Raw genomic sequence first — 24,170 nt, forward strand, 5'->3', positions numbered from 1 at the left:
GGTCGTGCTGGGACGGGCGGCGGGGCGGCCCGCCGACGGTGAACGTCCCTTATCTCACGCGCCGCGCCGCAGCACGACGCGCCCGCTCCGCACCCGGGGCGTACGAGACCGCCCGCCTGGACGCCCGTGTGCCGAACGACCTGGCGGACGCCGCCTCCGCAGGGTGCCACGCGTGTTCGCGTGCGCCCGCCCTGAACGACCTCGTCCCGCACCGGCGGCATTCCACCGCCCCGTGGGGCACCACACACCTCTCCCGGCCGGCGACGCCGGCCATCCATCGAGCGAGCACGATCCCGGCGTGGAGATGTGGCTCGATGTGCGGCCATCGCCGTTATTACACCGTGGCGTCCCGCGCCCGTCCAGGTGACGGGGCGCGGGTGAGAGCTCCGGGCCGGTCTCCCTGGCGGGTGCGGCACGCCAGGGCGGCCGGCCCGGGCACGACTCGATCGCGCGGGCCGGCGTGATCCTCGGCGTCGTCCTCGGCAGGCCGGCACCCGTGCTGGTCGGGGTCACGGACGGCGTCCCCGCCTGGCCCGTCGCCAGGGCCGCCGCCCGTACGGCCGAGCGCGCCTGCGTGGCGCTCGACCTCAGCCGCGCGCGCACGGCGCCCGTCGCGGCGATCCGCGTCGGCGGGCCGTGCCCCGAGGCGCTGCGCCCGGTCGTCGGCTCCGGCGTCGCCACCATCGTGCGCGGCGGCCACGGCGTGACGGGCCGGCCGCTCGCGCCCCTGGACACCGAGGCGGTACGGCGCTTCGCCGCCACCTGCGGCCTGGCCGACTTCGCCGTGACCGCCACCGGCTCCACCATGCTGGCCGACCACGAGCTGGAGGTGGCCGCCGCCATCACGGCCGAGGTGCCCGACGCCCGCATCACCCTGTCGTACGAGTTCGGCCACCCCGGGCTGCGCGAACGCGAGGCCGACGCCGTCCGCAACGCCGGGCTCGGCCCCGAGGCCGGGCGCATCGCCGACGAGGTGGCGAGAGAGCTGCCCGGCGTGCCGGCGTACTTCGCCCGGTCGGGCGGCGGGCTCGTGTCGGCGCACTACTTCCGCCGCTACCCGCTGGCCTGTTACCGGGGCGCCGCCGCGAGCCTCGAACGCGGCCGGGCCGCCCTCGGCGTGCCGGTCCCCGACGACGAGGCGGCGGCGTACGGGGCGACGCTCGGACGGCCGGAGGCGCAGGTCGAGCGGATCGTGCAGGCGCGGGGACAGGCCGAGCTGGACCGGGAGCTGCAGCGCGCCCGCGACGAGGCGCTCACCCGCGTGGTCAGCGCGGGGGCCGCGCCTGGCTCGGCCCAGATCGCCGAGACGACGGTGAACCCGATGTCGTACCTGCCCGTCGGGCTGTACCGGGTGCGGGTCATAGGGCAGGGGGCCACGCCGTGAGCCGGCTGATCGACCTCGACGAGCTGGGCCGGTTCGCGGCGGGCGCGCGGGCGTTCGCGACGGGGGCGGGCGATTCCCCCTACCACCTGGCGCTCGACTGGGCCAGGTCGGTGGCCGGGAAGGGCGTCGAGCTGGTGACGGCAGGGGAGCTGAGACCGCAGACCCTGTGCGTCGCGGTCAGCCTGGCCGGCTCCACGACCGCGCTGGGCGAGCACCTGCCGCGCGGCGACGAGCCCGAGCGGGTCGTACACGCCCTGGAGCGCCGGCTGGGGGAGCGGATCGGAGCCGTGGTGGCACTGAACCTGGCCGCCGAGAACGCGCTCGTCCCGCTGATCACCGCCGCCCTGCTGCGGGTGCCGCTGGTCGACGGCGACGGCTCCGGGCGGGTGTTCCCGCTGGTGGAGCAGACCACGTACGCGCTCGGCGGGATGAGCCCGGCCCCGCTGGCGCTGGCGGGCGGCTCGGGCGAGCTGATCCTGCTGGAGACGGAGGCCGGGCGGGTGGAGGAGCTGTTGCGTCCCGTCGTGCTGGCCGTCGGAGGGTGGGCGGTCGTGGCGTGCTACCCGATGGCGGCGGCCGACCTGGTGCGAGTGCTCGTCCCCGGGACGGTCAGCCTGCTGATCCGCGCCGGGACGCCGGGTACGCCACGGACGGCGGCGGCGCCGTTCGGGGTGCAGCGGCTGTGCCGGGGGCTGATCCTGTCCGTGGAGGGCAGCACGGGGCACGACGCCGAGGTGTCGCTGCCGTCGCAGCCGTCCAGCATCGTGCTGCGCGAACCGGACGGCATGCGCCGCCTGGTACGGCTGGAGGCGCACAACGAGATCGTGCTGGCCCTGGCCGACGGCGCGGTGGTGGCGACCGTGCCGGACCAGATCTGCATGATCGGCACGGCCGACGGCATGGTCGTGGACGTCGACGAGGCCCGCCCCGGCCTCGAGGTGGACATCATGGTCGTCAAGGCCGCCCCCGTGTGGCACACCGCGTGCGGGCTGGCGCTGGGCGGGCCGCGCGCGTTCGGGATCGCGCTGTGACCGGGGTGCGGGCGCCCGGCTGGGAGGCGCCGGTCACGGTGACCGAGCTGGTCAACGCGGGCACGCTCGCCGGAGCGCGGATGTACGGCGCGGGCGAGAACCCGGTGCGCGGCGTCCGCATCGTGGACGAGCTGTCGGTCCTCGGGACGGTCGCCCCGCACACCGCGGTGGTGCTCATCGGCACGGCCGCCAGCGGCGGCTGGGCGGTGGAGATGGCCATGCGCCGGGCCTGGGAACAGGCGGCGGCCTGCGTGATCGCACCCTCCGGCGGGCTGAGCGAGAGCTCCGGGGAGGTGCTGGCGGAGCGGCTCGGCATCACCCTGATCTTCGTGGACGAGGATCCGCTGCTCGTCGCGGTACGGGTCGCCTCGGCGGCCTCCCGGCCGGACGCGGCCCGCATGCAGCTCGTCGCCCGCTGCGCCACGCGGCTCGTCGAGGCCGGGACGTCGGCGCGCCGGGTCCTCGGCGTGCTGAACGCCGAGCTCCCCGGGACGTCGGTGGCCTTCCTCGACCGCCACGGCGTGCTCCTGGCGGGCCGCCGCGACGCCGCCGCGGGCGGCAGGCCGGAGGGAGAGGCGGGGGAGAGCGTGCCGGGATGGTCCGCGCAGGCGGAGGTGCCCGACCAGGAGGGCGGCGTGCTGGGCACGCTGGTGGCGGGCGGCTCGTCGCGGTCGCCGGGATGGCCGTCGGTGGTGCGTACCGTGCTGAGCCTGGCGGTGGCGCCGCTGACCGCGTGGGCGGCGCGCGAACGGCTGCGCGCCTGCCGGGACTTCGCCCGGCAGGCGGCCCTGGCCGAACGCCTCCTCGCCGACGCCGCCGCCCCCGAAGCCGATCTCGCGCCGGCGACCGGGGCCGCCGGAACGGCCTCCGCCACGCCGGCTTCCGCCGCGGCGGTGCCCTCCGCGGCGGCTCCATCCGCGGCCTCGTCTGCGGCGGCCTCCTCTGGGGCGGCCTCTGCCGGGGAGGAGGCCGGGCCCGTCCGGATGGCGGCGGTCGCGCTGGGCTGGCCGGTGCGCGGGCCGCTCACCGCCTACCAGGTGCGCCCGGCCTCCGGCGCGGGGGACGCGGCGTTGGCGCAGACGCTCATCACCGCCGCGCTCGGCCAGGTCCCGGTGACCGTCCGGGGCGAGGGATGGGCGGGCTGGTCGGCGCTCGACCCCGCCGAGCTGGCCGGACGGCTCGAACGCTGCCTCCCGACGATGCCGTGGCCGTGCTCGGCCGGCGTCGGCGCGCAGGTGCCGGGCCTGGAGGCGGCCGGTGAGTCGCTGACCGGCGCCGAGGCGGCGGCGGCCATGGCGGACCCGGGTACCGTGGCCAGGGCGGACGAGATGGGACCGGCCGAGCTGCTCGGCGCGCTGCCCTCACGGGCGCTGCGGGCCCCCGCCACCGTCATCCTGCGGCCGCTGCTCACCATCGACCGGGACGGCACGCTGCTGGAGACGCTGGCCGCCGTCCTGGACGAGGGCGGCGCGCTCAAGGCGGCCGAACGGCTCGGCGTCCACCGCAACACCGTCACCACCCGCCTGGACCGCATCAAGACGGCCGGCTTCGACCTCGACGACCCCGCCACCCGCCTCGCCCTCCAACTCGCCTGCCACGTCATGCTCCGATGAGCGCGCCGACAGGTCAGCGGCCGCCCGGATCCGGGGGCAGCATCGCGGCGACCTCCCGGCGCAGGAGCGGGTCGGCCTGGAACGCCTCCGTGAGCGCCCGCCGCAACGCCGCCCGGCTGGGCTCATCGTCGGGCTTGGCCCCGGCCACCCGCGCGATCACCTCCAGCGAGCGCCGGTCGCCCCGGCCGAAGACCCGCTGCAGAACGCGCCCGCCCCGGGCCTCGGGCGTGCCCGCGGCCAGCTCCCGGGTCTTGGCCAGCACCGTCTCGCCATAGGCGTCGATGGCCGCGGTGACGTAGGGCATGACGAGGTTCACCGTCTCCATGGCACCCTCCCGTGGGGAATGACGCGATCGTAGCTCTCCGGGGTGCCGCGGCAAGGGCATACCCTGTCGAATGTGTCTGCGCCGTACCTCACTCTCAAGACCGTCATCGAGCACGAGACCGAGGCCCGGCGCTCACGCTTCATCTGCGCCCTCGCACCCGCGCGCACCGTCGAGGAGGCGGCGGCCTTCATCGCAGAGCGCCGCCGCGAGCACCCCTCCGCGACGCACAACTGCACCGCGTACGTGATCGGGCAGCGCGTCCAGAAGGGCGACGACGACGGCGAGCCGGGCGGCACCGCGGGCACCCCGATGGTCCAGGCGCTGGTCGGCCGCGGGTTCAGCGACGTGGTGGCGGTCGTGACCCGCTACTTCGGCGGCACCCTGCTGGGCGCGGGCGGCCTGGTGCGCGCCTACGGCTCGGCCGTGACCGAGACCCTCGACCGGGCGGACCCCGTGCGGATGGTGCCGGCCAGGCTCGTGCGGGTCACGGTCGCGCACGACCAGGCCGGCCGGGTGGAGAACGACCTGCGCGCCTCACGCCACGCCGTGCGCGACGTGACGTACGCCGGGCAGGTCACCTTCGCCGTCGCGGTGGGCGAGGACGAGGTGGCCGCGTTCACCGACTGGGTGGCGACGCTGACCGCGGGCCGCGCCCGGGTGGACGTCGGCGAGGAGATCCATGTGCCCGGCTGAGACCTCAGCCCTCGAGGGCGTACTGCATGACCCGGAACTTCGCCTGGGCCTCGGCCAGCTCGGCGGCCGGGTCGGAGTCGCCCATGATGCCGCCGCCCGCGAACAACCGCGCCCGGCGGCCCTGGACGAGCCCCGAGCGCAGCGCGATGCCCCACTCGCCGTCGCCGTTGGCGTCGATCCAGCCCACCGGGCCGGCGTAGCCCGCGCGGTCCATGCCCTCCAGTTCGCGGATCACCTCGATCGCGGTCCTGGTCGGCGTGCCGCCGACGGCCGCCGTCGGGTGCATGGCCGCGACCACGTCGAGCACCGACGCGCCGTCGGCCAGCCGCCCGGTCACGTGGCTGGCCAGGTGCTGGACGTTGGGCAGCACCAGCAGCTCCGGCTCGTCGGGCGTGGTCAGCGAGGAGCACAGTGGCGCCAGCGTCTCGCGTACGGAGGCGATGGCGCACTCGTGCTCGTGGCGGTCCTTCGGCGAGGCGAACAGCGCCGCCCCTCGGGCGAAGTCGTCGGCCGGGTCGCTGCCCCGCGGCGTCGTGCCGGCCAGCACCAGTGACTCGATCTCCTGCCCCGTGCGCCGGATCAGCAGCTCCGGCGTGGCCCCGACCAGCCCCGCGACGGAGAACGTGTAGCACTCCGGGTAGCGCCTGGCCAGCCGCATCAGCAGCAGCCGCACGTCGATCGGCCGCTCGGCGGTGGCGACGAGGTCGCGGGCCAGCACCACCTTCTCCAGCTCGCCCTCACGGATGCGCCGCGCCGCGCGCGCCACGACCCGCTCCCACTCGGGGGCGCTCAGGCTGCCGTCGCCGTAGCTGACGCGGCCCGGGTCGGTGATGGGGGAGAACGTCTTCACCGGCGCCTCGCCGATCGTGGTGAGCCAGGCCCGGCCACCGCGCCGGGTGAGCACCGCCCGCGGCACGACGAGAACCGAGCCGTGGGCGTTCTCGTCGAAGGTGAAACTGCCGAAGGCGACCGGCCCCGAGCCGGGATGACGCACGGCGTCGTCGACCTGCGCGTCGCCGAGCACGGTGGCCAGCCACTGCCTGGCCCAGGCGAAGCGTCCTGGGCCGGGCGGCACGGCCACCCGCGCGGCCTCACCCCATCCGACGAGGCCATCGCCGTTCCTGATCCAGGCGTACGGCGTTGTCGCCGGCAGGGATGCCAGCAGGTTACCGGGGTCGCCGACGGGGGTGGTGCGAACCGGCAGCGGGCGGGTTGTTCCGAGCGCGACACTCACCCGACACACTCTATGCGGGAACTGAACACGTTCGACTCGGACCCCCGTGAATGAGAGGTTACGGGCAATGAACGCAGAAAGAGCCACGTCTCGTCGGCCATTCTGCGCAACCAGTTCGCCCCCGCTCTGTCAAGCGGCGATAGGGAGTAGGTCCTGAACTGGCAGACCTTGCCATGAGGTCATAGTGAGCCGAAGATCGGCTCCCTACCTTGGAGCCCATGATCGCTCGCCTGGGTTCCGCCCTCGCCGCAGTCGCCGTCCTGACCGCCTCCGGCACCGCGCACGCCGCCCCGGCCCAGCCCGTGCCCGAGGTGATGGCCGCGCTGGGCGACTCCATCTCCACCGGGTTCAACGCCTGCGGCTGGTACGTCTCCTGCACCTCCCGCTCGTGGTCGGCGGGCGACAACGCCGACGTGCGCAGCCACTACCTGCGCCTGTCGAAGCTGTCGGCCACGCTGCGCGAGCACAACCTCAACTTCGCCGCGCCCGGCTCCACCAGCGCCGACCTGCTCGGCCAGGTGCGCAAGGCGGTCGAGGCCAAGGCCGACTACGTCACCGTCCTCATCGGCGCCCAGGACGCCTGCCGCAGCACCGAGCAGGCGATGACCTCCGTGCAGACCTACCGCCAGCGGATGGACACGGCGCTGGCCGAGCTGCGGGCCGGGGCGCCGCGGGCCCGGGTGTTCATCGCCAGCATCCCCGACCTGCGGCGGCTCTGGCAGGTCGGCAGGAAGAACCCCATCGCCCGCACGTTCTGGACGCTCGGCCGGGTCTGCCCGAGCATGCTGGCCGACCCGACCTCCACCAAGCGGGCCGACACCGAGCGCCGCAACCGCGTGCGGGCGCGGGTGATGGCCTACAACCGGGCCGCCGCCCAGGCGTGCGCCGCCTACGGCCCCGCCTGCCGCACCGACGGGGGAGCGATCTTCGACTTCCCGTTCACCCTCGACCACGTCAGCAAGTGGGACTTCTTCCACCCCAACTCGACCGGGCAGCGGGTGCTCGCCGAGCAGACGTTCAAGCGGGGCTTCTCCTGGATCGACCCGCGTTAGCCGCTACCGGCACTGCGCCAGCATCGTGCGCTTGTCGGCGCGCGTGACCGGGATGTCGTACTTGATCGCCACCTGGGCGAAGCGGGTGACGTACGCGCAGCGGATGCCGCGCCGTGGGGGCAGCCAGTTCGCCGGGCCGGAGGCGTCCTTCTGCTCGTTGGCGTCGCCGTACACCGGCAGCAGGTTGAGCGGGTCGTTGGCGAAGTCGAGGCGCTTTCTCATCGGCCAGCGCGGCGCGCCCATCCGCCAGCCGTAGTTGAGCGGCACCACGTGGTCGACCTGCACCTCGCCGGCGTTGTCCTTGTGCCAGCGGATCAACCGGCCGGTGTAGGGATCGGATAACTCCATCGCGACGACCACGCAGTCGGAGCCCTTGCGGTACCTCACGTTCCGGCCGTCGCGGGCGAGCAGGTCGTCACGGGTGCGGCATCCGTTGCGGGCGTACGGCACGCCGGTGGCGGTGTCGGCCCAGTTCTCGCCGTAGCGCAGGCGGGAGTAGCCGGTGTTCGGGCCCATGGCCTTGACCCGAAGGCGCTGGATGAGGCGGCGGGCGTCCGCTTTGTCGTCGCGGGCGGTGATGGGGGCCAGACCGGGCAGTGTGCCGCTGCTGTTGGCCAGCGGGCTCGCCGCCGTCGCGGGTGACTGCTTGGCCGTGCCGATGAACGAAACGACGATGATGGCTCCGGCTAGGAACGCGACCGCGTCCTTGGTGCTCAAACCCGTCCTCCGAGCGCTCCTGGTCGCCTAGAGGGATTCCCCGCCGCTCCCGTTCCGATACGGCAACGATTCCGTGACCCCCGCCCGTCTCGTTGGAGGGGCGCGGGTGCGGAGAGGGCGAGTTAGCGTGTAATTCTGTAAGCAAAGGAGTGCACGTATGGCGGATCCCCTCGACGCCTACTCGCGCGTCGTGTCGTCCGTGGCGGCCGAGTTGCTGCCGAAAGTGGCCGGTGTGCGGGCCGGGCGGGGCAGCGGGTCCGCGGTGGTGTTCACCGCCGACGGGTTCCTGCTCACGAACGCGCACGTGGTCGGCTCGTCCCGCGCCGGCACGATCGCCTTCGCCGACGGCACGTCCGGCGGCTTCGAGGTGGTCGGGCGCGACCCGTTGTCGGACCTGGCGGTGATCAGGGCGCAGACGGCCACGCCGCCGCCAGCCGAGCTCGGCGACAGTGACGGGCTGGTCGTCGGGCAGCTCGTCGTGGCCGTGGGCAACCCGCTCGGGCTGGCCGGGTCCGTGACGGCCGGGGTCGTCTCCGGCCTCGGCCGGTCGCTGCCCGCCAGCGCCGGCAACGCCACCCGCCTGATCGAGGACGTCATCCAGACCGACGCCGCCCTCAACCCGGGCAACTCCGGTGGCGCGCTGGCCGACTCGCGGGCCCGGGTGGTCGGGATCAACACGGCCGTGGCCGGGGTCGGCGTGGGGCTGGCCGTACCGGTGAACGGCACCACCCGTTCCATCATCGCCGCGCTGATCAGGGACGGCCGGGTCAGGCGGGCGTTCCTCGGGCTGGTGACCTCGCCCGCGCCGCTGCCCGAGCACCTGCGGCGGCGCACCGGGCAGGACGGCGCGCTGCGCGTCGTCGAGGTCGTGCCGGGCTCGCCCGCCGGCCGGGCCGGGCTGCGCGCCGGCGACCTGGTGCTGAGCGCCGGGCGTACCCCGGTGACCGACGCGCAGGGCCTGCAGCGGCTGATGTTCGCCGACGCGATCGGACGTCCGCTGCCGATCACCGTCCACCGCAACGGCGCGCTCGTGGACGTCATCGCCGAGCCGGTCGAGCTCACCGGCTCCGGCGCCTGATCCCCTGCCGGAGCCGCCGCCCCGCATGAGGGATCAGGGGGAAGCGGGGTAGGACGGTCCAAAGGGCCGTCCACGGTTGCACAACGGGGGAGTGACGCGACATGGGCAGGAACAGGCCTGACCACCCTCGGCTGCCAGTGGTCGGCACTTCGAAGGTGGAGCGGCTGGAGGCCGAGGTCAAGGAGATCGCTCTCCTGTACGAGCGGCTGCACCGGCTCATGGGCACGATCCTGACCATCAGCGGCACGCTCGACATGTCCGCCGTCCTGCACCGGATCGTGGACGACGCACGGATCCTGGTCGACGCCCGGTACGGCGCGCTGGGCATCCTGAGCCCGCAGGGCGAGCTGACGCAGCTGATCACCGCCGGCATCGACCCGGCGGTGCACGCCCGCGTGGGGCGGCTGCCGCGCGGGAAGGGGTTGCTGGGCGAGATGATGCTGCACGGCCGGCCGATCCGGGTGGACGATCTCGACCGGTCCCCGCAGCGGGTCGGCTTCCCCCGCGGGCATCCGCCGATGCACAGCCTGCTCGGCGTGCCGATCCGGACCAGGGGGACGCTCCAGGGCGACCTCTATCTGGCCGACAAACGCTCGGGTGAGCCGTTCACCCAGGACGACGAGGACATCGTGGCGGGGCTGGCGGGCGCGGCGGCGGTGGCGATCGAGAACGCCCGCCTCTACGGGGAGCTGCGCGGGGTGACGGAGACGTTCCAGCGCAGCCTGCTGCCCAAGCGGCTGGACGTGGCCCCGCTGCGCGTGGAGGTCCGCTATCGCCCGGCCACCGAGACCCCGAGCATCGGCGGCGACTGGTACGACGTGATCCCGGTGGAGCGGGGGGCACGGTTCGTGGTCGGCGACGTGATGGGTCACGACCTGCAGGCGGCCTCCGCGATGAGCAAGATCATGAACATGCTGAGGGTCCTGGCCCTGGACGAGACGGCATCGTCCGGCCTCGTGCTGCGCGTGCTCGACCGCGCGCTCCAGCGCCTGGACGAGAAGCCGATGGCGACCGTGCTGCTCGCCGAGATGGACGAGGACGAGGACGGGATGCGGCGGCTGCGCTGGGCCAGCGCGGGGCATCTGCCGCCGCTCCTCGTCACGCCGGGCGGAGAGGCGTCGTACCTCCCGACCGACAGCGGACCGCCGATCGGGGTGGGCGTGGACATGGCGCGCGCCGAGCACGAGCACGTCATCGCGCCGGGCTCGACCGTGCTGATGTTCACGGACGGGCTCGTCGAGGGGCGCGGCATGCCCCTGGCCGGCGGGATGGAGGACGTCGCCCGGACCGCCGAGCGCCTCCACGGTCGCACGGAGGCCGAGATCTGCGACGGCCTGCTGGCCCACCGGGGCGATGCGGAGGACGACATAGCCCTCCTGTGCCTGCGCCTGCCTTGCTAGATCCCGCTGGGCTCACGGGTTCGGGGGCGTGACCGTCGCCGACACCGGGCCGTTCGCCGGCCGTGCCTCGGGCTCCGAGGACGGGCGCGGTGCCTCGGGCTCCGGCGAGGAGGGCTCGGGGCGGGTCCGCAGGCGGCGGGCCAGGAGGTCGGACAGGAGGGTGTCCCATTGGCGGCCGATGACGTCGACGTCGTAGGCCTTGGCGGTCTCCAGCGCGCCCGCCGCGAGGTTGCGGCGCAGCCGTTCGTCCTCGATGACGCGGATGATCGAGGACGCGAGCTCGGCGTTCGTCCTCGGCTTGACCAGCAGGCCGTCCACCCCGTGCGTGATCATCTCCTTGGGGCCGTGCGGGCTGTTGAAGCTGACGATGGCCAGCCCCTTGGCCATGGCCTCCAGGATCGTCATGGGGAAGCCCTCGTGACGCGAGCTGAGCACGAAGATCGACGCCTTCTCCAGCTCGGCGCCCACGTCGGAGGCCGGCCCCGGCAGCTCGACCGAGCCCTCCAGGCCCGCCTCCGCGACCTGCCGCGCGAGGGCCTCCTGCTGCGGCCCGGCGCCGTAGATGCGTAGCGTCCAGTCGGGGTGCGCGGCGGCCACGGTCTCCCAGGCGGTGATCAGCCGGTGGAAGCCCTTGATCTTGGTCATCCGGCCCACCGCGACGGCCACCTTGGCGTCCAGCGGGGACACCCCGCCGCCCATCGGCGGCACGGCGTTCGGGATGCGCGCCAGTTTGCGCGGCTTCTTCGGCAGCGCCTCCCGGTAGTCCTGCAGGTCGGCCTTGGTCAGCGTGACCAGGGCGTCGAGGCGGCGGTAGCGCCATTTGATCAGCTCCTGGACCTCCTCGGGCTGGGTGCGCAGGGCCACGTGCTCCTGCCCGATCGTGATGACGCCGGGCCGCGCCAGCTGGGCCACCGCCAGGTTGAGCCCCGGACGCGTGGCGATCAGCACGCCGGTGTCCAGCGAACGGATGTAGCGGGCCAGCTGGAGGTCGGTCCACTGGTTGAAGCGGTGGTAGGCGTTCTCCGCCTTGGGGATCAGCCGGCTCGCCCGCTTCGACAACATCGAGCGCAGCGGGCCGCCGCCGGGCCGCAGGCGGTCGTCCAGGAAGCGGAACCGCACGCGGGGGTCCACGGGGAAGAACGGCTTGTCGGCCTCCTTCAGGATGCTCACGATCTCCACGTCGTGATCCTCGGCCAGGTAGCCGGCCAGGTTGAACACGGTCCTGATCGTGCCGCCCATGCCGTGGGCGTGCAGTAAGAGGATGCGTACCTGCTTGGTCGAGGGCGCGGGCGCGTTGCGCGCCCTGCGCCGGTCGAACCCCCGAAGCAGCTGAACCGCTGCCGACCTGCCCTTGCGTGCCAATGCGCGCACTTTGTCAGATTCCCCTCGTGAGGTGTTGAAGCAGCCTCAACACACGCGGCCGGTGGCGAAGCGCTTCAGCCTCGCCACCGGCCCTTCGTCTCGCTCTGGTGGGGTGCACCATGTTCATCCCCTGTGCGCTTTCCCCACCTATGATCTTTAGACGCCATATAGGGGACTAAGGTTGCATGCGCGGCCGGTGCCGGGGGTCGGGAGTGTGCGGCGGGTGCTCGGCCAGCAGCTCGAGCGCCACGTCGATGGCCTTCTCCAGCTGGGTGTCCACGCCTCTGGCGTAGTCCTGCGGGGTGATGTCCACCTCGATGTCCGGGTCGGTGCCGTAGTTCTCGACCTGCCAGCCGACGTCGTCGAAGGCGAAGGAGAACTCCGGCTGCGTGGTCACGGTCCCGTCGGCCAGCCGGTGGCGCGGCCAGATGCCGATCACGCCGCCCCACGTGCGCCTGCCCACCAGCGGGCCGAGCCGCCGCAGCTTGAAGGTGTGGCTGAAGATGTCGCCGTCGGAGCCGGCCCACTCGTTGGTGATGGCCACCAGCGGCCCGCGCGGCGACTCCGGCGGGTACGGCTCCGGATCGCCCCAGCGCGGATAGTCGTAGCCGATGCGTCGCCGGGCCAGCTTCTCCAGCAGCAGCGCCGAGACGTGGCCGCCGCCGTTGAAGCGCACGTCCACGATCAGCGCGTGCCGGTCGTACTCGGCCAGGAACCCCCGGTGGAACTCCCCGAACCCGTCCGTGCCCATGTCGGGCACGTGCAGGTAGCCGACGCGGCCGCCGGAGCGCTGGTGGCAGCGGGCGCGGTTGAGGTTCACCCAGTCGCGGTAGCGGGCCGGCTGCTCGTCGGCCAGCGCGCGTACGGTGACCGTGAAAAGGCGCTCCTCCCGCCGCAGCGTCAGCTCGACTTCCTCGCCCGCCTGGTTGACCAGCCGTTCGTTCGGCGTGGCGGCCGTGCCGATGGGCGCGCCGTTGATCGCCAGCACGGCGTCGCCGGGCCGCACGTCGAGCCCGAGCCGGTTCAGCGGCGAGGTCGCCTTCGGTTCCCACGGGTCGCCGGTCACGATGGCGCGGATGCGGTAGACGCCGTCGCGGTAGTCCCAGTCCACGCCCAGCTTGCCCTGGCTGTAGTCGGGACCGGGACGATACTCGCCGCCGCTCTCGAAGGCGTGGCTGGTGGCCAGCTCGCCGTGCAGCTCCCACAGCAGGTCGGAGAACTCGCCCCGGGTCGTGACCCGGTCCACCAGCGGCTGGTAGCGCGCGTAGACGGCCGGCCAGTCCACGCCCGCCATGTCCTCGGTCCAGAAGTTCTCCAGCTGCAGCCGCCACGCCTCCCGGAACATCTGCCGCCACTCCGCCTCCGGGCAGACCGACACCTTGATCCGCGACAGGTCGATCCAGCCGCTCTCGCGCCCCCGCCCCTCGTCGTCGCCGGGCGGCTCGCCCGCCTTGACCACTCGCAGCCGGTCGCCCGTCCGGTACAGCACCGCCTTGTGGTCGCGGCTCAGCTCGAAACTCGCGACGTCCTCGGCGAACGTCTCGGCGAGGCCCTTGGCGAAGTCGAACAGGTGCAGCGTGTCGTCCCCCTCCAGCGGGCTGGCCAGGATCAGCGCCTTGCCCTTCAGCCCCGCCACCTGCTCGTAGCGGCCCTCCGGCAGCGGGAACGCGGTCACCCGGCGGGCCAGCCCGTCCAGGTCCACCCGCAGCGGCTCCGGCTCCTCGTCGTCGTCCTCGCCGTCTTCCTTGTCGTCCTTGTCCTCCAGCGGACGCGGCACGGGCACGAACGGGTCGGGCACGTCCGCGCGCAGAGCCACCGCGTACGGCCGGGTGCCGAGCGGGAAACCCAGGTCGAACTGGAGCTGGTCGTAGACGGGGGAGAAGACGCGCTGCCCGATGAAGTACAGGTAGCGGCCCTGCGGGTCGAACGCCGGCGCCGAGTCCTTCAGCACCGGCTCGCTGGCCTGTGCCGTCCGCCCGCTCTCGGTGTGGTGCAGCTTGATCGCGCTGGTCTGCGAGTTGAGCGGGCTCGCGTACGCCAGCCAGCACCCGTCGTGCGACCAGGCCGGATCCTCCGGCGGGCCGTGCGGGTTGGCCTCGACCAGCGTCGCCTGCCCCGTGGCCAGGTCGAGCAGGTACAGCTCGTCGCGGTGGTTGACGATCGCCACCCGGTCGTGCGCCGGGTCGGGCACCAGCTCGCTGATCCGCCCCAGCCGGGCAACCTCCGTGCCCGGGCCGCCCTGCGCGCCGGAAAGGACGACCAGCCGCTCCTCGTCGCCGTCGTCGCTGGCCGCCGCGACCAGCCGGACACCGTCGTTGAGCCAGGTCAGGAAGCGGTAGCGGACGCCGTCGGGGGAGCCGTGCTGGCGCACCGGCCCTTCCCAGCCGGCCATCGCGTACGCCTTGCCGCGCGCGGTGACGGCCAGCGCGCTGCCGTCGGGGCTGAGCGTGGCGCTGTCGAGGTACTCTGCGGCGTCGACGAACCTGCGGTTGCGCTGGGTCCTGGAGCTGGCCAGCAGCACGTCCAGCCGGCGCGGCGGCTCGCCCGGCTCCAGCAGGTAGAGGTCGGCGCCCGCGTGGTAGACCAGGCGGTGCCCGTCACCCGACAGGTTGCGCGCGTAGTAGTCGTCGTGGTGGGTGTGCCTGCGCAGGTCGCCGCCGCCGGGGTCGCACGAGTAGACGTTGCCGACGCCCTCGTGGTCGGAGATGAAGCACACCCGGCCGCCGCTCCAGCAGGGCGAGGCGAGGTTCCCCGGCAGCCGGATCAGCCGCCGGAACTCGCCGTCGCCGCGCGGGTCGATCCACAGGTCGCCGACCGTGCCGCCGCGGTAGCGCTTCCACCGCGCCGGGTCGGCGGTGTTGCGGCCGAGCACGATCATGCCGTCGGGTCCGTACGCGATCGAGTTCGCCGGTCCGTACGGCAGCCGCTCCGGCACCCCGCCCGGCGCCACCCGGTGCAGCCACTTACGGCCCTCGAACGGCTGGGACTGGTCGCTGGCGTACAGGATCCGGCCTTCCGGGTCCCAGCCGGTCACCGTGCAGCGGGCGCCGTGGAAGGTCACGCGGCGGGCCGCGCCGCCCGCGGACGGCATCACGTACACCTCCTCCGGCCCCTCTTCGCGCCCGACGAACGCCAGCTGGTCGCCGCGCGGCGAGATGCGCGGGTAGCCGGCCTCGGCCAGGCCCGCGGTGAGGCGGAACGCGCGCCCGCCGCGGGCGGAGACCATCCACAGGTCGTCCTCGGCGGCGAAGACCACCACGTCCTGGAAGACGGCGGGGAAGCGCAGGTAAGCCGACATGAATGCCGCTCCACAGTCGATCGGACGGCCGGAACGCGGTCCGGCCGTCCGATCATGTCACCGCCGGGCGGCCGGGGCAGCCGGCCGCCCGGTCAAAGGCCCGAGGTCACGCCTCGTCCGGCGAAGCCTGCCTGGTTTCCTTCTTCGTCTCCTTGGCCTGCCTGTTGGTCTTGATGGCCTGCTTCTTGGACTTGCCGGACTTGGCGGCCGGTTTCTTCTTGGTGTCAGCCATTGGAGATTCCCCCCCTGTACGGACGAGTTGCACCTGATCGGTGCACCAAGCCCGTTAATACCCATCTAGCGTCGAAACACGACATACCGCCTTACGTGGTGGTGTGTCCGGCTGGGGCGGGGAAGCGGGCCGGGCGGTCGCCGGACGGCCGCGACGACCACACGCCCTCGCCGTGCGTCAGGCCGGGCAACCGCCGCTCGAACACGTGCACGGCGGCCGCCGGGATCTCGCCCGCCAGCATCCACGCCTCGCCGGCGCGCCGGGTGTCGTGCGGCACGCCGCCCAGCGCCGCCAGCGCGGACGTCACCGGGCCCAGCGTCTCCTCCGGCACCTCCAGCTCGAAGCGGTGGCACGGCGCGTACACCGTGGTGCCCGCCCGGCGCAGCGCCGCCATGAGCACGATCGGCGTGCGCCCGCGGAAGTCGGCCGCGACGGTGACGGGCGCCGCGTACCCGGTCCTGGTCAGCGTCACGACGACGTCGGTCACCGGCCACCCGTGCGGCCCCGCGCCCAGGGCCAGGCGCACGCTCTCCTCGATCGCCCGGTGGTAGGCCGCCGGCAGGGACCCGAGGTCGACCTCCAGCCGGTAGTCCACCCCCGAGCCGCGCGGGCCGGGCTCGACGCGCAGGCCGACGGTCGCCATGAAGTCGTTGCGGCCGTGGCGGACCATCTCCTCGACGGCCTCGCCGACTCCTGCGGGACGCTCGAAGTAGACGGGCCGGCTCGGCTCGAAACGGGCCTCGACGCCGAAGTCCGCCGCCAGCGTCTCGGCGATGACCTCCTTCTGCACCTCGCCGTAGAGCAGCACCGAGGTCTCGCCGCCGGGCAGCGTACGGGTGCCGATGAGCGGGTCCTGCTCGGCGAGCGTCAGCAGGGCGGCGTGCAGACGCGGCTCCTGGCCGGGAACGCGCGGGCGTACGACGGTCTCCAGGGCGGGCGGCGGGAAGTGGGCGGCGGCCGGTCCCGGCTCGCCCAGGTGGTCGCCGACGCGGATCTCGGGCACGCCCCAGACCCTGACGATGTCGCCGGTCACCGCGCTGTGCCGGTCGGGGGCGCCGGCGACCTCGACCGCGCTCACCCGGCCCTCGTAGGCACGCGGCCCGCGGTGGAACGTCAGCCGCTCGCGCGCCCGCAGCTCGCCGCCGCGGATCCGCAGCAGCGCCGCCTTCTCGCCGGAGGGCGCCCGCTCGATCGCGAACACCGTCCCGCGCACCGCCCGCGCGGGCCCCGGCTGCGGCACGGACGGCAGCAGGCCGGCCACGGCGTCGAGCAGCTCGGGGACGCCCTGACCGGTGATCGCCGACCCGAACAGCACCGGGTGGGCGACCCCGGCCGCGCACTGCCGCGCCAGCGCCGCCCGAATCCGCCCCGGATCGGGCGTCCCACCGTCGACGAGCACCTCCAGCAGCCCGTCGTCCCGCTCGGCCAGCACCTCGGCCGCGTCCCCGAGGTGGCCCAGCGGACGGGTCTTCGCCTGCGGGGTGCCGATACCGGACACGGTGTTGACGGGGACGCAGGACGGCGACAACCGCCGCCGGATGTCGTCCAGCAGCCCGCCCTCCCGGGCGCCCGCCCGGTCGATCTTGTTGACGAAGACGAGCGTCGGCAGGCGCAACCGGCTGAGCGCCCGCATCAGGACGCGCGTGTGCGGCTGGACGCCCTCCACGGCCGACACCACCAGCACGGCCCCGTCGAGCACACCGAGCGCCCGGTCCACCTCGGCCGCGAAGTCGGCGTGACCGGGCGTGTCCACCAGGTTGACGCGCAGGTCACCCAAGGTGAAGGAGGCCACGGCGGTGCGGATGGTGATGCCGCGGCGGCGTTCGATCGCGTTGGTGTCGGTCTGGGTGCTGCCTTCGTCGACGCTGCCGAGCCGGTCGATCACGCCGGTCTCGAACAGCAGCCGCTCAGTGAGGCTGGTCTTGCCCGCGTCTACGTGCGCGAGGATGCCGATGTTCAGGATGTGCATGGATGCAGGAGCCTTCGAGAACTCTCGTGCCAATGGGGCGCGGGGAGATTCCGAGGTGGCGCCGCATCTCAAGCTCCTGACGTGCGATCACTGAACGACGCCGGCCATCCTGCCACCGCCGCCGCGACCACCGCCAGCCATTTACCGCCACACCCGCGCCCGTCAGGCTTCCGGCGGCGTTGTCGCCGCCGCCTGTCGCCGCCTGTCGCCGCCTGTCGCCACTGCCTTCGCCGTGTCTCCGCACGTCAAGCGGATTTCTTCCGGCGCTCTCGGGTAGAGGCAGCCCCGGATGAAGCGGTCGCACAGAGAGAAAGGGAAGGGGAGCCTCGGCATCGCCCGGAGACTTCTCCTTCACCATGGCATCGCCCGGCTTGCCTGAACACGAGCCCGAGCAAGGCCCGCGAGGAGTGCCTCATGCCGCTGACGACACGTACCACAAGGAAACTACGCAGCCAGGCCTGGTGGGACAACGCGGACAATCCGGGGATGACGGCTCTGTACCTCGAGCGCTTCCTCAACTACGGCCTCACCCCGGCGGAGCTCCGGTCCGGCCGGCCGATCATCGGCATCGCTCAGACGGGTAGCGACCTGGTTCCTTGCAACCGGCACCACCTCGCCCTCGCCGACCGGGTCAAGGCGGGGATCCGCGACGGCGGCGGCATCCCGTTCGAGTTCCCCGTCCACCCGCTGCAGGAGACGGGCAAGCGCCCGACCGCGGCGCTGGACCGCAACCTCGCCTATCTCGGGCTGGTGGAGGTCCTCTACGGGTATCCGCTCGACGGAGTGGTGCTGACGACAGGCTGCGACAAGACCACGCCCGCGTGTCTGACCGCGGCGGCGACGGTGAACATCCCGGCGATAGTCCTGTCCGGCGGGCCGATGCTCAACGGCTACCACCATGGCGACCGAGTGGGCGCGTCCGGCTCGGGGCTCGTGATCTGGCAGTCGAGGAGGCTGCTCGCCGCCGGAGAGATCGACCCCGACGAGTTCATGGAGCGGGTGACCGCTTCGGCGCCGAGCATCGGGCACTGCAACACGATGGGGACCGCGTTGTCGATGAACAGCCTGGCCGAGGCTCTGGGGATGTCGCTGCCCGGCTGCGCGGCGATCCCGGCCCCCTACCGGACGCGCTCCCAGATGGCCTACGAGACAGGCCGCCGAGCGGTGGCCATCGTGCACGAGGACCTCACCCCACGCAAGATCATGACCCGGCAGGCCTTCGAGAACGCGATCGTCGTCGCGTCGGCCATAGCCGCCTCGACCAACGTGCCCATCCACATCAACGCCATCGCCCGCCACGTCGGGGTGGCGCTGTCCAACCAGGACTGGCAACGCGTCGGAGCCGACATCCCGGTGCTGACCAACGTCGCGCCTGCCGGTGAGTTCCTCGGCGAGGACTTCTACCGGGCCGGCGGCGTGCCCGCGGTCATGTGGTCGTTGCTGACCGCCGGGCTCCTGCACGGCGACGCGCTGACGGTCTCCGGCCGTACCGTGGCCGAGAACCTGGAGAACGCCCCGCCTGTCGACCCGGCCGTCATCCGGCCCCTCCACGAGCCGGTCGCCGCCCGGGGAGGACTGTTCGTCATGTCCGGGAACCTGTTCGACTCCGCGATCATGAAGATCTCGGTCATCACCGATGAGTTCCGTGCCCGCTACCTCCCCCACCCCGGTGGCCCAGCGGTGTTCGAGCTCCGCGCCGTCGTCTTCGACGGGCCCGAGGACTACCACGCCCGCATCGGAGATCCCGGGCTCGGCATCGACGAGGACTGCATCCTCGTCATGCGTTACGCCGGGCCGATCGGCTATCCGGGATCGGCCGAGGTCGTGAACATGGAGGTCCCCGTCGCGCTGCTCGAGAAGGGGGTCACCGCGCTGCCCACGCTCGGTGACGGCCGGCAGAGCGGCACGTCGGACGCGCCGTCCATTCTCAACGCCAGCCCCGAGGCCGCGGTCGGCGGCAACCTCGCCATCCTGCGCACCGGCGATCGACTCCGCGTCGACATGGAGAACGCCCGCGTCGACGTCCTCCTGTCGGCCGAGGAGATCGCCGAACGGTGGGCTCGTTACACGCCGCCGCCGTTGGAGCACCAGACACCGTGGCAGGAGATCTACCGCTCGACAGTGGGCCAGCTGGACAGCGGAGGCTGCCTCGAACTCGCCGTGTCGTACCAAGATCTCGTACATACCAAGGGGATTCCGCGTGACTCGCACTGACCCGAGAGGCACGATCCTGATCGCCGATTCGGACTTCGGCGATGCGGACATCGAACGCGCGATCGTGGAAGGCGCCGGATTCGAGCTGCGTACGGCGCAGTGCAAAAGCGAGGACGAGGTGATCGAGCAGGGCCGGGACGTCGATGGCGTCCTGACCCAGTACGCGCGGGTCGGCGCCCGTGCCATCGACGCGTTCACCCGTTGCCGGGTGATCGCCCGCTACGGCACGGGGGTGGACATCGTCGACGTCGACGCCGCGACCAGACGGGGCATCCAGGTCACGAACGCGCCGAACGAGTGGTGCGCCGAGGAGGTCGCCGATCACGCCGTCGCGCTCTGGCTCGCCGCCGCCCGCAAGATCTGCGAATACGACCGGGCGACCCGTCAGGGCGTGTGGCAGTGGCAGAGCGGAGAGCCGATCTGGCGGCTGAGGGGACGGGTGTTCGGGCTGATGTCCTTCGGCGCGATCGCGCGACTCATCGCCGAACGGGTGAGAGCGTTCGGCGTCGAGATCTGGGCGCACGACCCGTTCGTCGACGAGTCCGAGATGCGATCGCGCCAGGTCCGGCCGGTGAGCTTCGATGATCTGGTGGAGGGCGCCGACTACCTGGTGGTCCAGTCGCCGCTCACCCCGCAGACACACCACACCTTCGACCGCGCGACGCTCCGAAGGCTGAAGCCGACCGCCGTTCTCGTCAACACCGGGCGAGGACCCATCGTGGAGGACGCGGCCCTCCACGACGCGCTCGCGGAAGGGTGGATCGCCGGCGCAGCGCTGGACGACCTCGAGGAAGAGCCCGCGAAACAACGCGACTGGCGCCCGCGCAACCCCCTCCTCAGCCTGCCCAACCTGATCGTCACGCCCCATGCCGCCTATTACTCCGAACAGGCCATCGCCACGGTACGCCGCATCGCCGCCGAGGAGGCCGTCCGCGTCCTGACCGGCCATCCCGCCCGCTCACCCGTCAACGACCTCACGACCGGATAGGCCGTGTCTTCAAATGATCATAGCCAGAGCATCAGACACGCGATGGTGACGACTGAGGCGTAGGACGTGGCGGTCTTGTCGCAGCGGGTGGCCGACCCGCGAAACTGCTTGAGCCGGTTGAAGCAGCGCTCGACGACATTGCGGCGCCGGTAGAGGGAGTGATCGAAGCGTGGCGGCCGGCCACCGCGATGGCCGCACCGGTACGGATTTTCCACACGGCGTTAACGGCGTTCTCCCAGGTCGCTAACCCTCTGCCGTCGCAGCTTCCGGACGTGATAGTGACTGATGCGTTACAAGTGAGGCCGTTTCAGCCTTGTGCTTCTTGATCGCTCTCAGTGCCAGCGGTGTCCGCCGGTTCTCGGGCGCGTCCGCATCACAGGCGGATTATCGAGCGTCGAAGGCCGTCCTGGAGCTCAGGATGCCGGAGGCGTTGTCCTCGGCCCATCCGGCCAGGTCGCGGACAACCTTGAGCAGGCTGAGCCCGCGCGAGGTCAGCGCGTAGTCCACTCGCGGCGGGGTGGTGTCATGGACGGTCCGTGTCACCAACCCGTCCCGTTCCAGCCCGCGCAGCGTCGCGCTGAGCATGCGCTGGGTGATGGGCGCGCTCATCCGGCGCAGCTCGTTGAACCGCCGGGTGGTGTCACCGAGTTGGCAGATCACGACCACCGACCACTTGTCACCGATGCGTTCGAGCACGTCGCGGACCAGGTCACGACCCTCTTCGCACCGGTCTGAGGCGGTGCCGTTCGCCTGGATGATCGGATGCGCCATATTTCCAGTATATGCCGTATACCAGGTTCCTGTGAGGAACGGTTCTTCCGATGATACCTGGGCACGTCAAAGTGCTCTCTTGCGATTTCCGCTGGGTCGATGCGATGGTTCCTGCTTAGTACCAGGTAATGAAAGAGAACCATCGAGGAGCTGCGACTATGCGAGCAGTAGGCCTGTATGAGTTCGGAGGACCCGATGTATTGCGGGTCATCGAACTGCCGGAACCGCACGCCGGGCCCGGCGAGGTCCGGGTGCGCGTGCACGCGGCCGCAGTCAACCCGGCGGATACGCTGCTGCGCTCCGGCGTGCACGCGGGGATGCTCGCCGGTGTCCCGGGCCCGTACGTGCCCGGGCTGGACATCGCCGGTGTGATCGACGAGATCGGCCCAGGGACGCGAACCGATCTGTCCCCGGGCGAGCCGGTGATGGCGATGGTCGTGCCGATGGGCACGGCCGCGGGCGGCTACGCCGAGCATGTGGTCCTGCCGGCCGGCTGGGTCGTCCCCGCACCGGCGGGCGCCGATCACGTGGCGGCGGCGACACTGCCGATGAACGGGCTCACCGCGTTGCTGGCCCTGGATCTGCTGGCGTTGTCTCCTGGCTCGGTCCTGGCCGTGACCGGGGCCGCCGGCATCCTTGGCGGCTATCTGGTGCAGCTAGCCGCGTACGCGGGGCTTACCGTCGTCGCCGATGCCGCGCCCGCCGATGAAGCCCTGGTCCGCCGTCTGGGCGCGGCCCACGTCGTGGCCAGGGGAAGCAATGTCGCCGCAGGCATCCGGGCACGCTACCCCGATGGCGTGGACGCCGTAGCCGACACGGCCCTGATCGGGCCGCGCCTGCTCGATGCCGTACGGGACGGCGGCGCCTACGCCCGCTTCCGCACCGCGGACGAACCCGGCGGCCACGAGTTCGACGGCAACGGCCGGGTCGTGGTGCAGACCACGTTCGTCCCCGACTATGCCGGCCGCACCGACAAGCTGCACCAGATCCGCCGGCTCGCCGAGTCGGGCGTGATCAAGCCGCGCGTTGCCGCAGCGCTTCCCGCCGCCGAGGCAACCGACGCGCATCAGCGGCTCGAAGCCGGCGGGCTGCGCGGCCGGCTCGTGCTCACCTTCTGACACCAGCCCCCTACTGAGAGCTCTGATCTGAGCCCTTCGATACCACTCATTCGCACTGACATAGGAGTCATCGTGTCCGCACGTTTCACAGACAAAGTCATTCTGGTCACCGGCGCCACCTCCGGCATGGGCCGCGCCGCCGCCGAGCGAATCGCGGCCGAGGGCGGACACGTCGTCCTGGCCGCGCGCGGCAAGGACGCAGGTAACGCGCTGGCCACCGAGCTTGGTGCCGCCGGAGGAGAGGCCACCTTCATCCCCGCCGACGTGACGGTGGAGGCCGAGATGGCAGAGCTGGTCCGCCAGACGGTCGAGCGGTACGGGCGGCTGGATGGGGCGTTCAACAATGTCGGCGCCGCCACCGCCATCGGCCCGGTGACCGATATCGACGGCGACGCCTGGCAGGCCGACCTCGCGCTCAACCTCAGCAGCGTCTTCTACAGCCTCAAACACCAGATTCCTGCGCTGCGCGCGAACGGCGGCGGCGCGATCGTCAACAACGCCTCCAACCTCGGCGTTGTCGGGGCGCCGGGCATGGCTTCCTACAGCGCCGCCAAGCACGGCGTGGTCGGCCTCACCCGCTCGGCCGCGCTGGAGACGGCCACGGACGGCGTCCGGATCAACGCCCTGGTCACCGGCGGCGTCGACACCCCGCTGCTGCGCGGCAACCTGGGGCCGACGCCGGAGGAGTCACTGCGCGCGGCCGGGGCGATGCACCCGATCGGGCGGATCGCCCAGCCGGAGGAGATCGCGGCGTTCGCAGCGTTCCTGCTCAGCGACGAAGCGGCGTTCATCACCGGCGCCGCCCTCGCCATCGATGGCGGCATGACCGCCGCCTGACGCCGGATGCTGCCGTTCGGACGGCAGGAGAAGGCGATCACGGATCTGGTCCAGCACCACGAACATCTCACGGCCGCGCTGAAGCCGTACGGTGTCGGGCTGCTCACAGATCCCCGACTCGCCGCTCACATCGCCGTACTCCGACTCAAGCGACAGGAGCCCGCCTCAGCCATACGCGCTGCCGAGCAGGCCCTCGCCCGCTACACCCATCACGGTGGCGGTCCGGCCGAGCAAGACCTGCGCCGGCGCCGCCAGGCACTCACCGACCGGATACAGCGCCTGGACGCCGCCCGGAACGCCGCTTCCCGTCTACGGCACACCGGCCCAGCGCGCCCAAGACCTTTCCGACCTGGACGCTGCCCTCAGTGCCCGTATGCGGGACATCGAGGATGACCTGTCGCCCCTTGGGCGGCTCCGTCCCGGGGGCCCGAGCGCGCCGGACCGCTCTCGAGCATGAACGTGCGGACCTCCTCCGCCGTCAGGTCGAGGTGACGGAACGCACCAGTCGGGCGGCGCGTTGGGTGTGATGCCGAGCTGGGACCTCCGATGCGCAACACGGCAGACTTCGCGTCCGCTGCGACGGACATCCCGTAACCCTTGATCGCCCGAAGAACGCCGGCGCCGGGCAGGTGAGGGTCCTCGACGAGACCACGAGCAGATCATCGAGGTGGACCGGGGGCCGGCCGCGCGGCGTACGCGCTGCGTCGTTGCGCGCCTGCGGGCTGTTCAGCGCGCAGGGTGTGCCGACGGCCGATCCCGGGGAGAAGCGGCAGTCGGTTCCGACTCGAACGGTGCGTCGGCGCTCGCCCCATGTTCACAGCAGGCGGAGTTGTTCGGGCTCTGGTGGGGGACTG

Annotated in this window: 20 protein-coding genes; 11 read left to right on the plus strand and 9 right to left on the minus strand. The window is 72.4% G+C overall.

The genetic code is table 11. From position 1 onward, the window contains the following. Positions 1-460 precede the first annotated feature (460 nt). The 3 genes from C1J01_RS49505 to C1J01_RS01075 are packed head-to-tail and all read left to right on the plus strand — an operon-like array spanning position 461 to position 4,028. Complete coding sequence (locus C1J01_RS49505; RefSeq protein WP_181448510.1) at positions 461-1,384, plus strand: hypothetical protein; 924 nt, start codon at positions 461-463, stop codon at positions 1,382-1,384. Further along, positions 1,381-2,415 (plus strand): DUF917 domain-containing protein, encoded by a 1,035-nt coding sequence (locus C1J01_RS49510; protein WP_181448511.1) that lies wholly within the window; start codon positions 1,381-1,383, stop codon positions 2,413-2,415. The genes C1J01_RS49505 and C1J01_RS49510 overlap by 4 nt, the downstream gene beginning before the upstream one ends. Further along, positions 2,412-4,028 carry a PucR family transcriptional regulator gene (locus tag C1J01_RS01075; RefSeq protein WP_111175149.1) on the plus strand — a complete coding sequence of 539 codons (1,617 nt, stop codon included), beginning with the start codon at positions 2,412-2,414 and terminating at the stop codon, positions 4,026-4,028. Before C1J01_RS49510 ends, C1J01_RS01075 begins: the two co-directional genes overlap by 4 nt. Before the next feature lie 13 nt (positions 4,029-4,041). Here C1J01_RS01075 and C1J01_RS01080 read toward each other — a convergent pair whose 3' ends face one another. Next, entirely contained in the window at positions 4,042-4,353 is a 312-nt protein-coding gene (locus tag C1J01_RS01080) for a hypothetical protein (RefSeq protein ID WP_111175150.1), read from the minus strand. Positions 4,354-4,425: 72 nt separating this feature from the next. Between C1J01_RS01080 and C1J01_RS01085 the strand changes: the two genes are divergently transcribed. Continuing rightward, positions 4,426-5,046 carry a YigZ family protein gene (locus C1J01_RS01085; protein WP_111175151.1) on the plus strand — a complete coding sequence of 207 codons (621 nt, stop codon included), beginning with the start codon at positions 4,426-4,428 and terminating at the stop codon, positions 5,044-5,046. Positions 5,047-5,050: 4 nt separating this feature from the next. On the opposite strand, the gene C1J01_RS01090 is transcribed toward C1J01_RS01085, so the two are convergent. After that, positions 5,051-6,280 carry an isochorismate synthase gene (locus C1J01_RS01090; RefSeq protein WP_111175152.1) on the minus strand — a complete coding sequence of 410 codons (1,230 nt, stop codon included), beginning with the start codon at positions 6,278-6,280 and terminating at the stop codon, positions 5,051-5,053. 218 nt (positions 6,281-6,498) lie between these two features. Here C1J01_RS01090 and C1J01_RS01095 point away from each other — a divergent pair, with 218 nt between their 5' ends. Further along, positions 6,499-7,332 (plus strand): SGNH/GDSL hydrolase family protein, encoded by an 834-nt coding sequence (locus C1J01_RS01095; RefSeq protein ID WP_111175153.1) that lies wholly within the window; start codon positions 6,499-6,501, stop codon positions 7,330-7,332. A gap of 3 nt (positions 7,333-7,335) precedes the next feature. On the opposite strand, the gene C1J01_RS01100 is transcribed toward C1J01_RS01095, so the two are convergent. Beyond that, a complete protein-coding gene (locus C1J01_RS01100) occupies positions 7,336-8,049 on the minus strand; it encodes an HNH endonuclease family protein (RefSeq protein WP_111175154.1) in 714 nt (237 codons plus the stop codon). 157 nt (positions 8,050-8,206) lie between these two features. Here C1J01_RS01100 and C1J01_RS01105 point away from each other — a divergent pair, with 157 nt between their 5' ends. After that, positions 8,207-9,127: a S1C family serine protease gene (locus C1J01_RS01105; RefSeq protein WP_111175155.1), complete on the plus strand. Its 921-nt coding sequence runs from the start codon at positions 8,207-8,209 to the stop codon at positions 9,125-9,127. Positions 9,128-9,264: 137 nt separating this feature from the next. Beyond that, positions 9,265-10,527: a PP2C family protein-serine/threonine phosphatase gene (locus C1J01_RS01110; protein WP_181448512.1), complete on the plus strand. Its 1,263-nt coding sequence runs from the start codon at positions 9,265-9,267 to the stop codon at positions 10,525-10,527. 12 nt (positions 10,528-10,539) lie between these two features. Here C1J01_RS01110 and C1J01_RS01115 read toward each other — a convergent pair whose 3' ends face one another. From C1J01_RS01115 to C1J01_RS01125, 4 genes are all read right to left on the minus strand, one after another. After that, entirely contained in the window at positions 10,540-11,898 is a 1,359-nt protein-coding gene (locus C1J01_RS01115; protein WP_111175157.1) for a glycosyltransferase family 4 protein, read from the minus strand. A gap of 166 nt (positions 11,899-12,064) precedes the next feature. Beyond that, a complete protein-coding gene (locus C1J01_RS01120; RefSeq protein ID WP_111175158.1) occupies positions 12,065-15,187 on the minus strand; it encodes a S41 family peptidase in 3,123 nt (1,040 codons plus the stop codon). 106 nt (positions 15,188-15,293) lie between these two features. Next, positions 15,294-15,419 carry a hypothetical protein gene (locus tag C1J01_RS52930; protein ID WP_268958552.1) on the minus strand — a complete coding sequence of 42 codons (126 nt, stop codon included), beginning with the start codon at positions 15,417-15,419 and terminating at the stop codon, positions 15,294-15,296. Positions 15,420-15,510: 91 nt separating this feature from the next. After that, positions 15,511-17,388, minus strand: coding sequence for an elongation factor G (locus tag C1J01_RS01125; RefSeq protein ID WP_111175159.1), 1,878 nt, complete (start codon positions 17,386-17,388; stop codon positions 15,511-15,513). A 486-nt stretch (positions 17,389-17,874) separates the two neighbouring features. Between C1J01_RS01125 and C1J01_RS01130 the strand changes: the two genes are divergently transcribed. Beyond that, positions 17,875-19,602 carry an IlvD/Edd family dehydratase gene (locus C1J01_RS01130; RefSeq protein ID WP_235854158.1) on the plus strand — a complete coding sequence of 576 codons (1,728 nt, stop codon included), beginning with the start codon at positions 17,875-17,877 and terminating at the stop codon, positions 19,600-19,602. Then, entirely contained in the window at positions 19,589-20,590 is a 1,002-nt protein-coding gene (locus tag C1J01_RS01135) for a C-terminal binding protein (protein ID WP_111175161.1), read from the plus strand. The genes C1J01_RS01130 and C1J01_RS01135 overlap by 14 nt, the downstream gene beginning before the upstream one ends. Positions 20,591-20,607: 17 nt before the next feature. Here C1J01_RS01135 and C1J01_RS01140 read toward each other — a convergent pair whose 3' ends face one another. Beyond that, positions 20,608-20,805 (minus strand): transposase, encoded by a 198-nt coding sequence (locus tag C1J01_RS01140; RefSeq protein WP_111175162.1) that lies wholly within the window; start codon positions 20,803-20,805, stop codon positions 20,608-20,610. 169 nt (positions 20,806-20,974) lie between these two features. Next, on the minus strand, positions 20,975-21,361 hold the full coding sequence (locus C1J01_RS01145) for a winged helix-turn-helix transcriptional regulator (RefSeq protein ID WP_111175163.1): 387 nt from the start codon (positions 21,359-21,361) through the stop codon (positions 20,975-20,977). Between the two features lie 200 nt (positions 21,362-21,561). On the opposite strand from C1J01_RS01145, the gene C1J01_RS01150 reads away from it, so the two are divergent. Then, entirely contained in the window at positions 21,562-22,479 is a 918-nt protein-coding gene (locus C1J01_RS01150; protein WP_235854159.1) for an NADP-dependent oxidoreductase, read from the plus strand. A 72-nt stretch (positions 22,480-22,551) separates the two neighbouring features. Then, the gene (locus tag C1J01_RS01155) at positions 22,552-23,316 is read left to right on the plus strand and encodes a glucose 1-dehydrogenase (protein ID WP_111175165.1); all 765 of its coding nucleotides are present in this window, start codon (positions 22,552-22,554) and stop codon (positions 23,314-23,316) included. The last annotated feature ends 854 nt before the right edge of the window (positions 23,317-24,170 follow it).

It is taken from the genome of Nonomuraea aridisoli, from assembly GCF_003236395.1.
GTDB classification, from domain to species: domain Bacteria; phylum Actinomycetota; class Actinomycetes; order Streptosporangiales; family Streptosporangiaceae; genus Nonomuraea; species Nonomuraea aridisoli.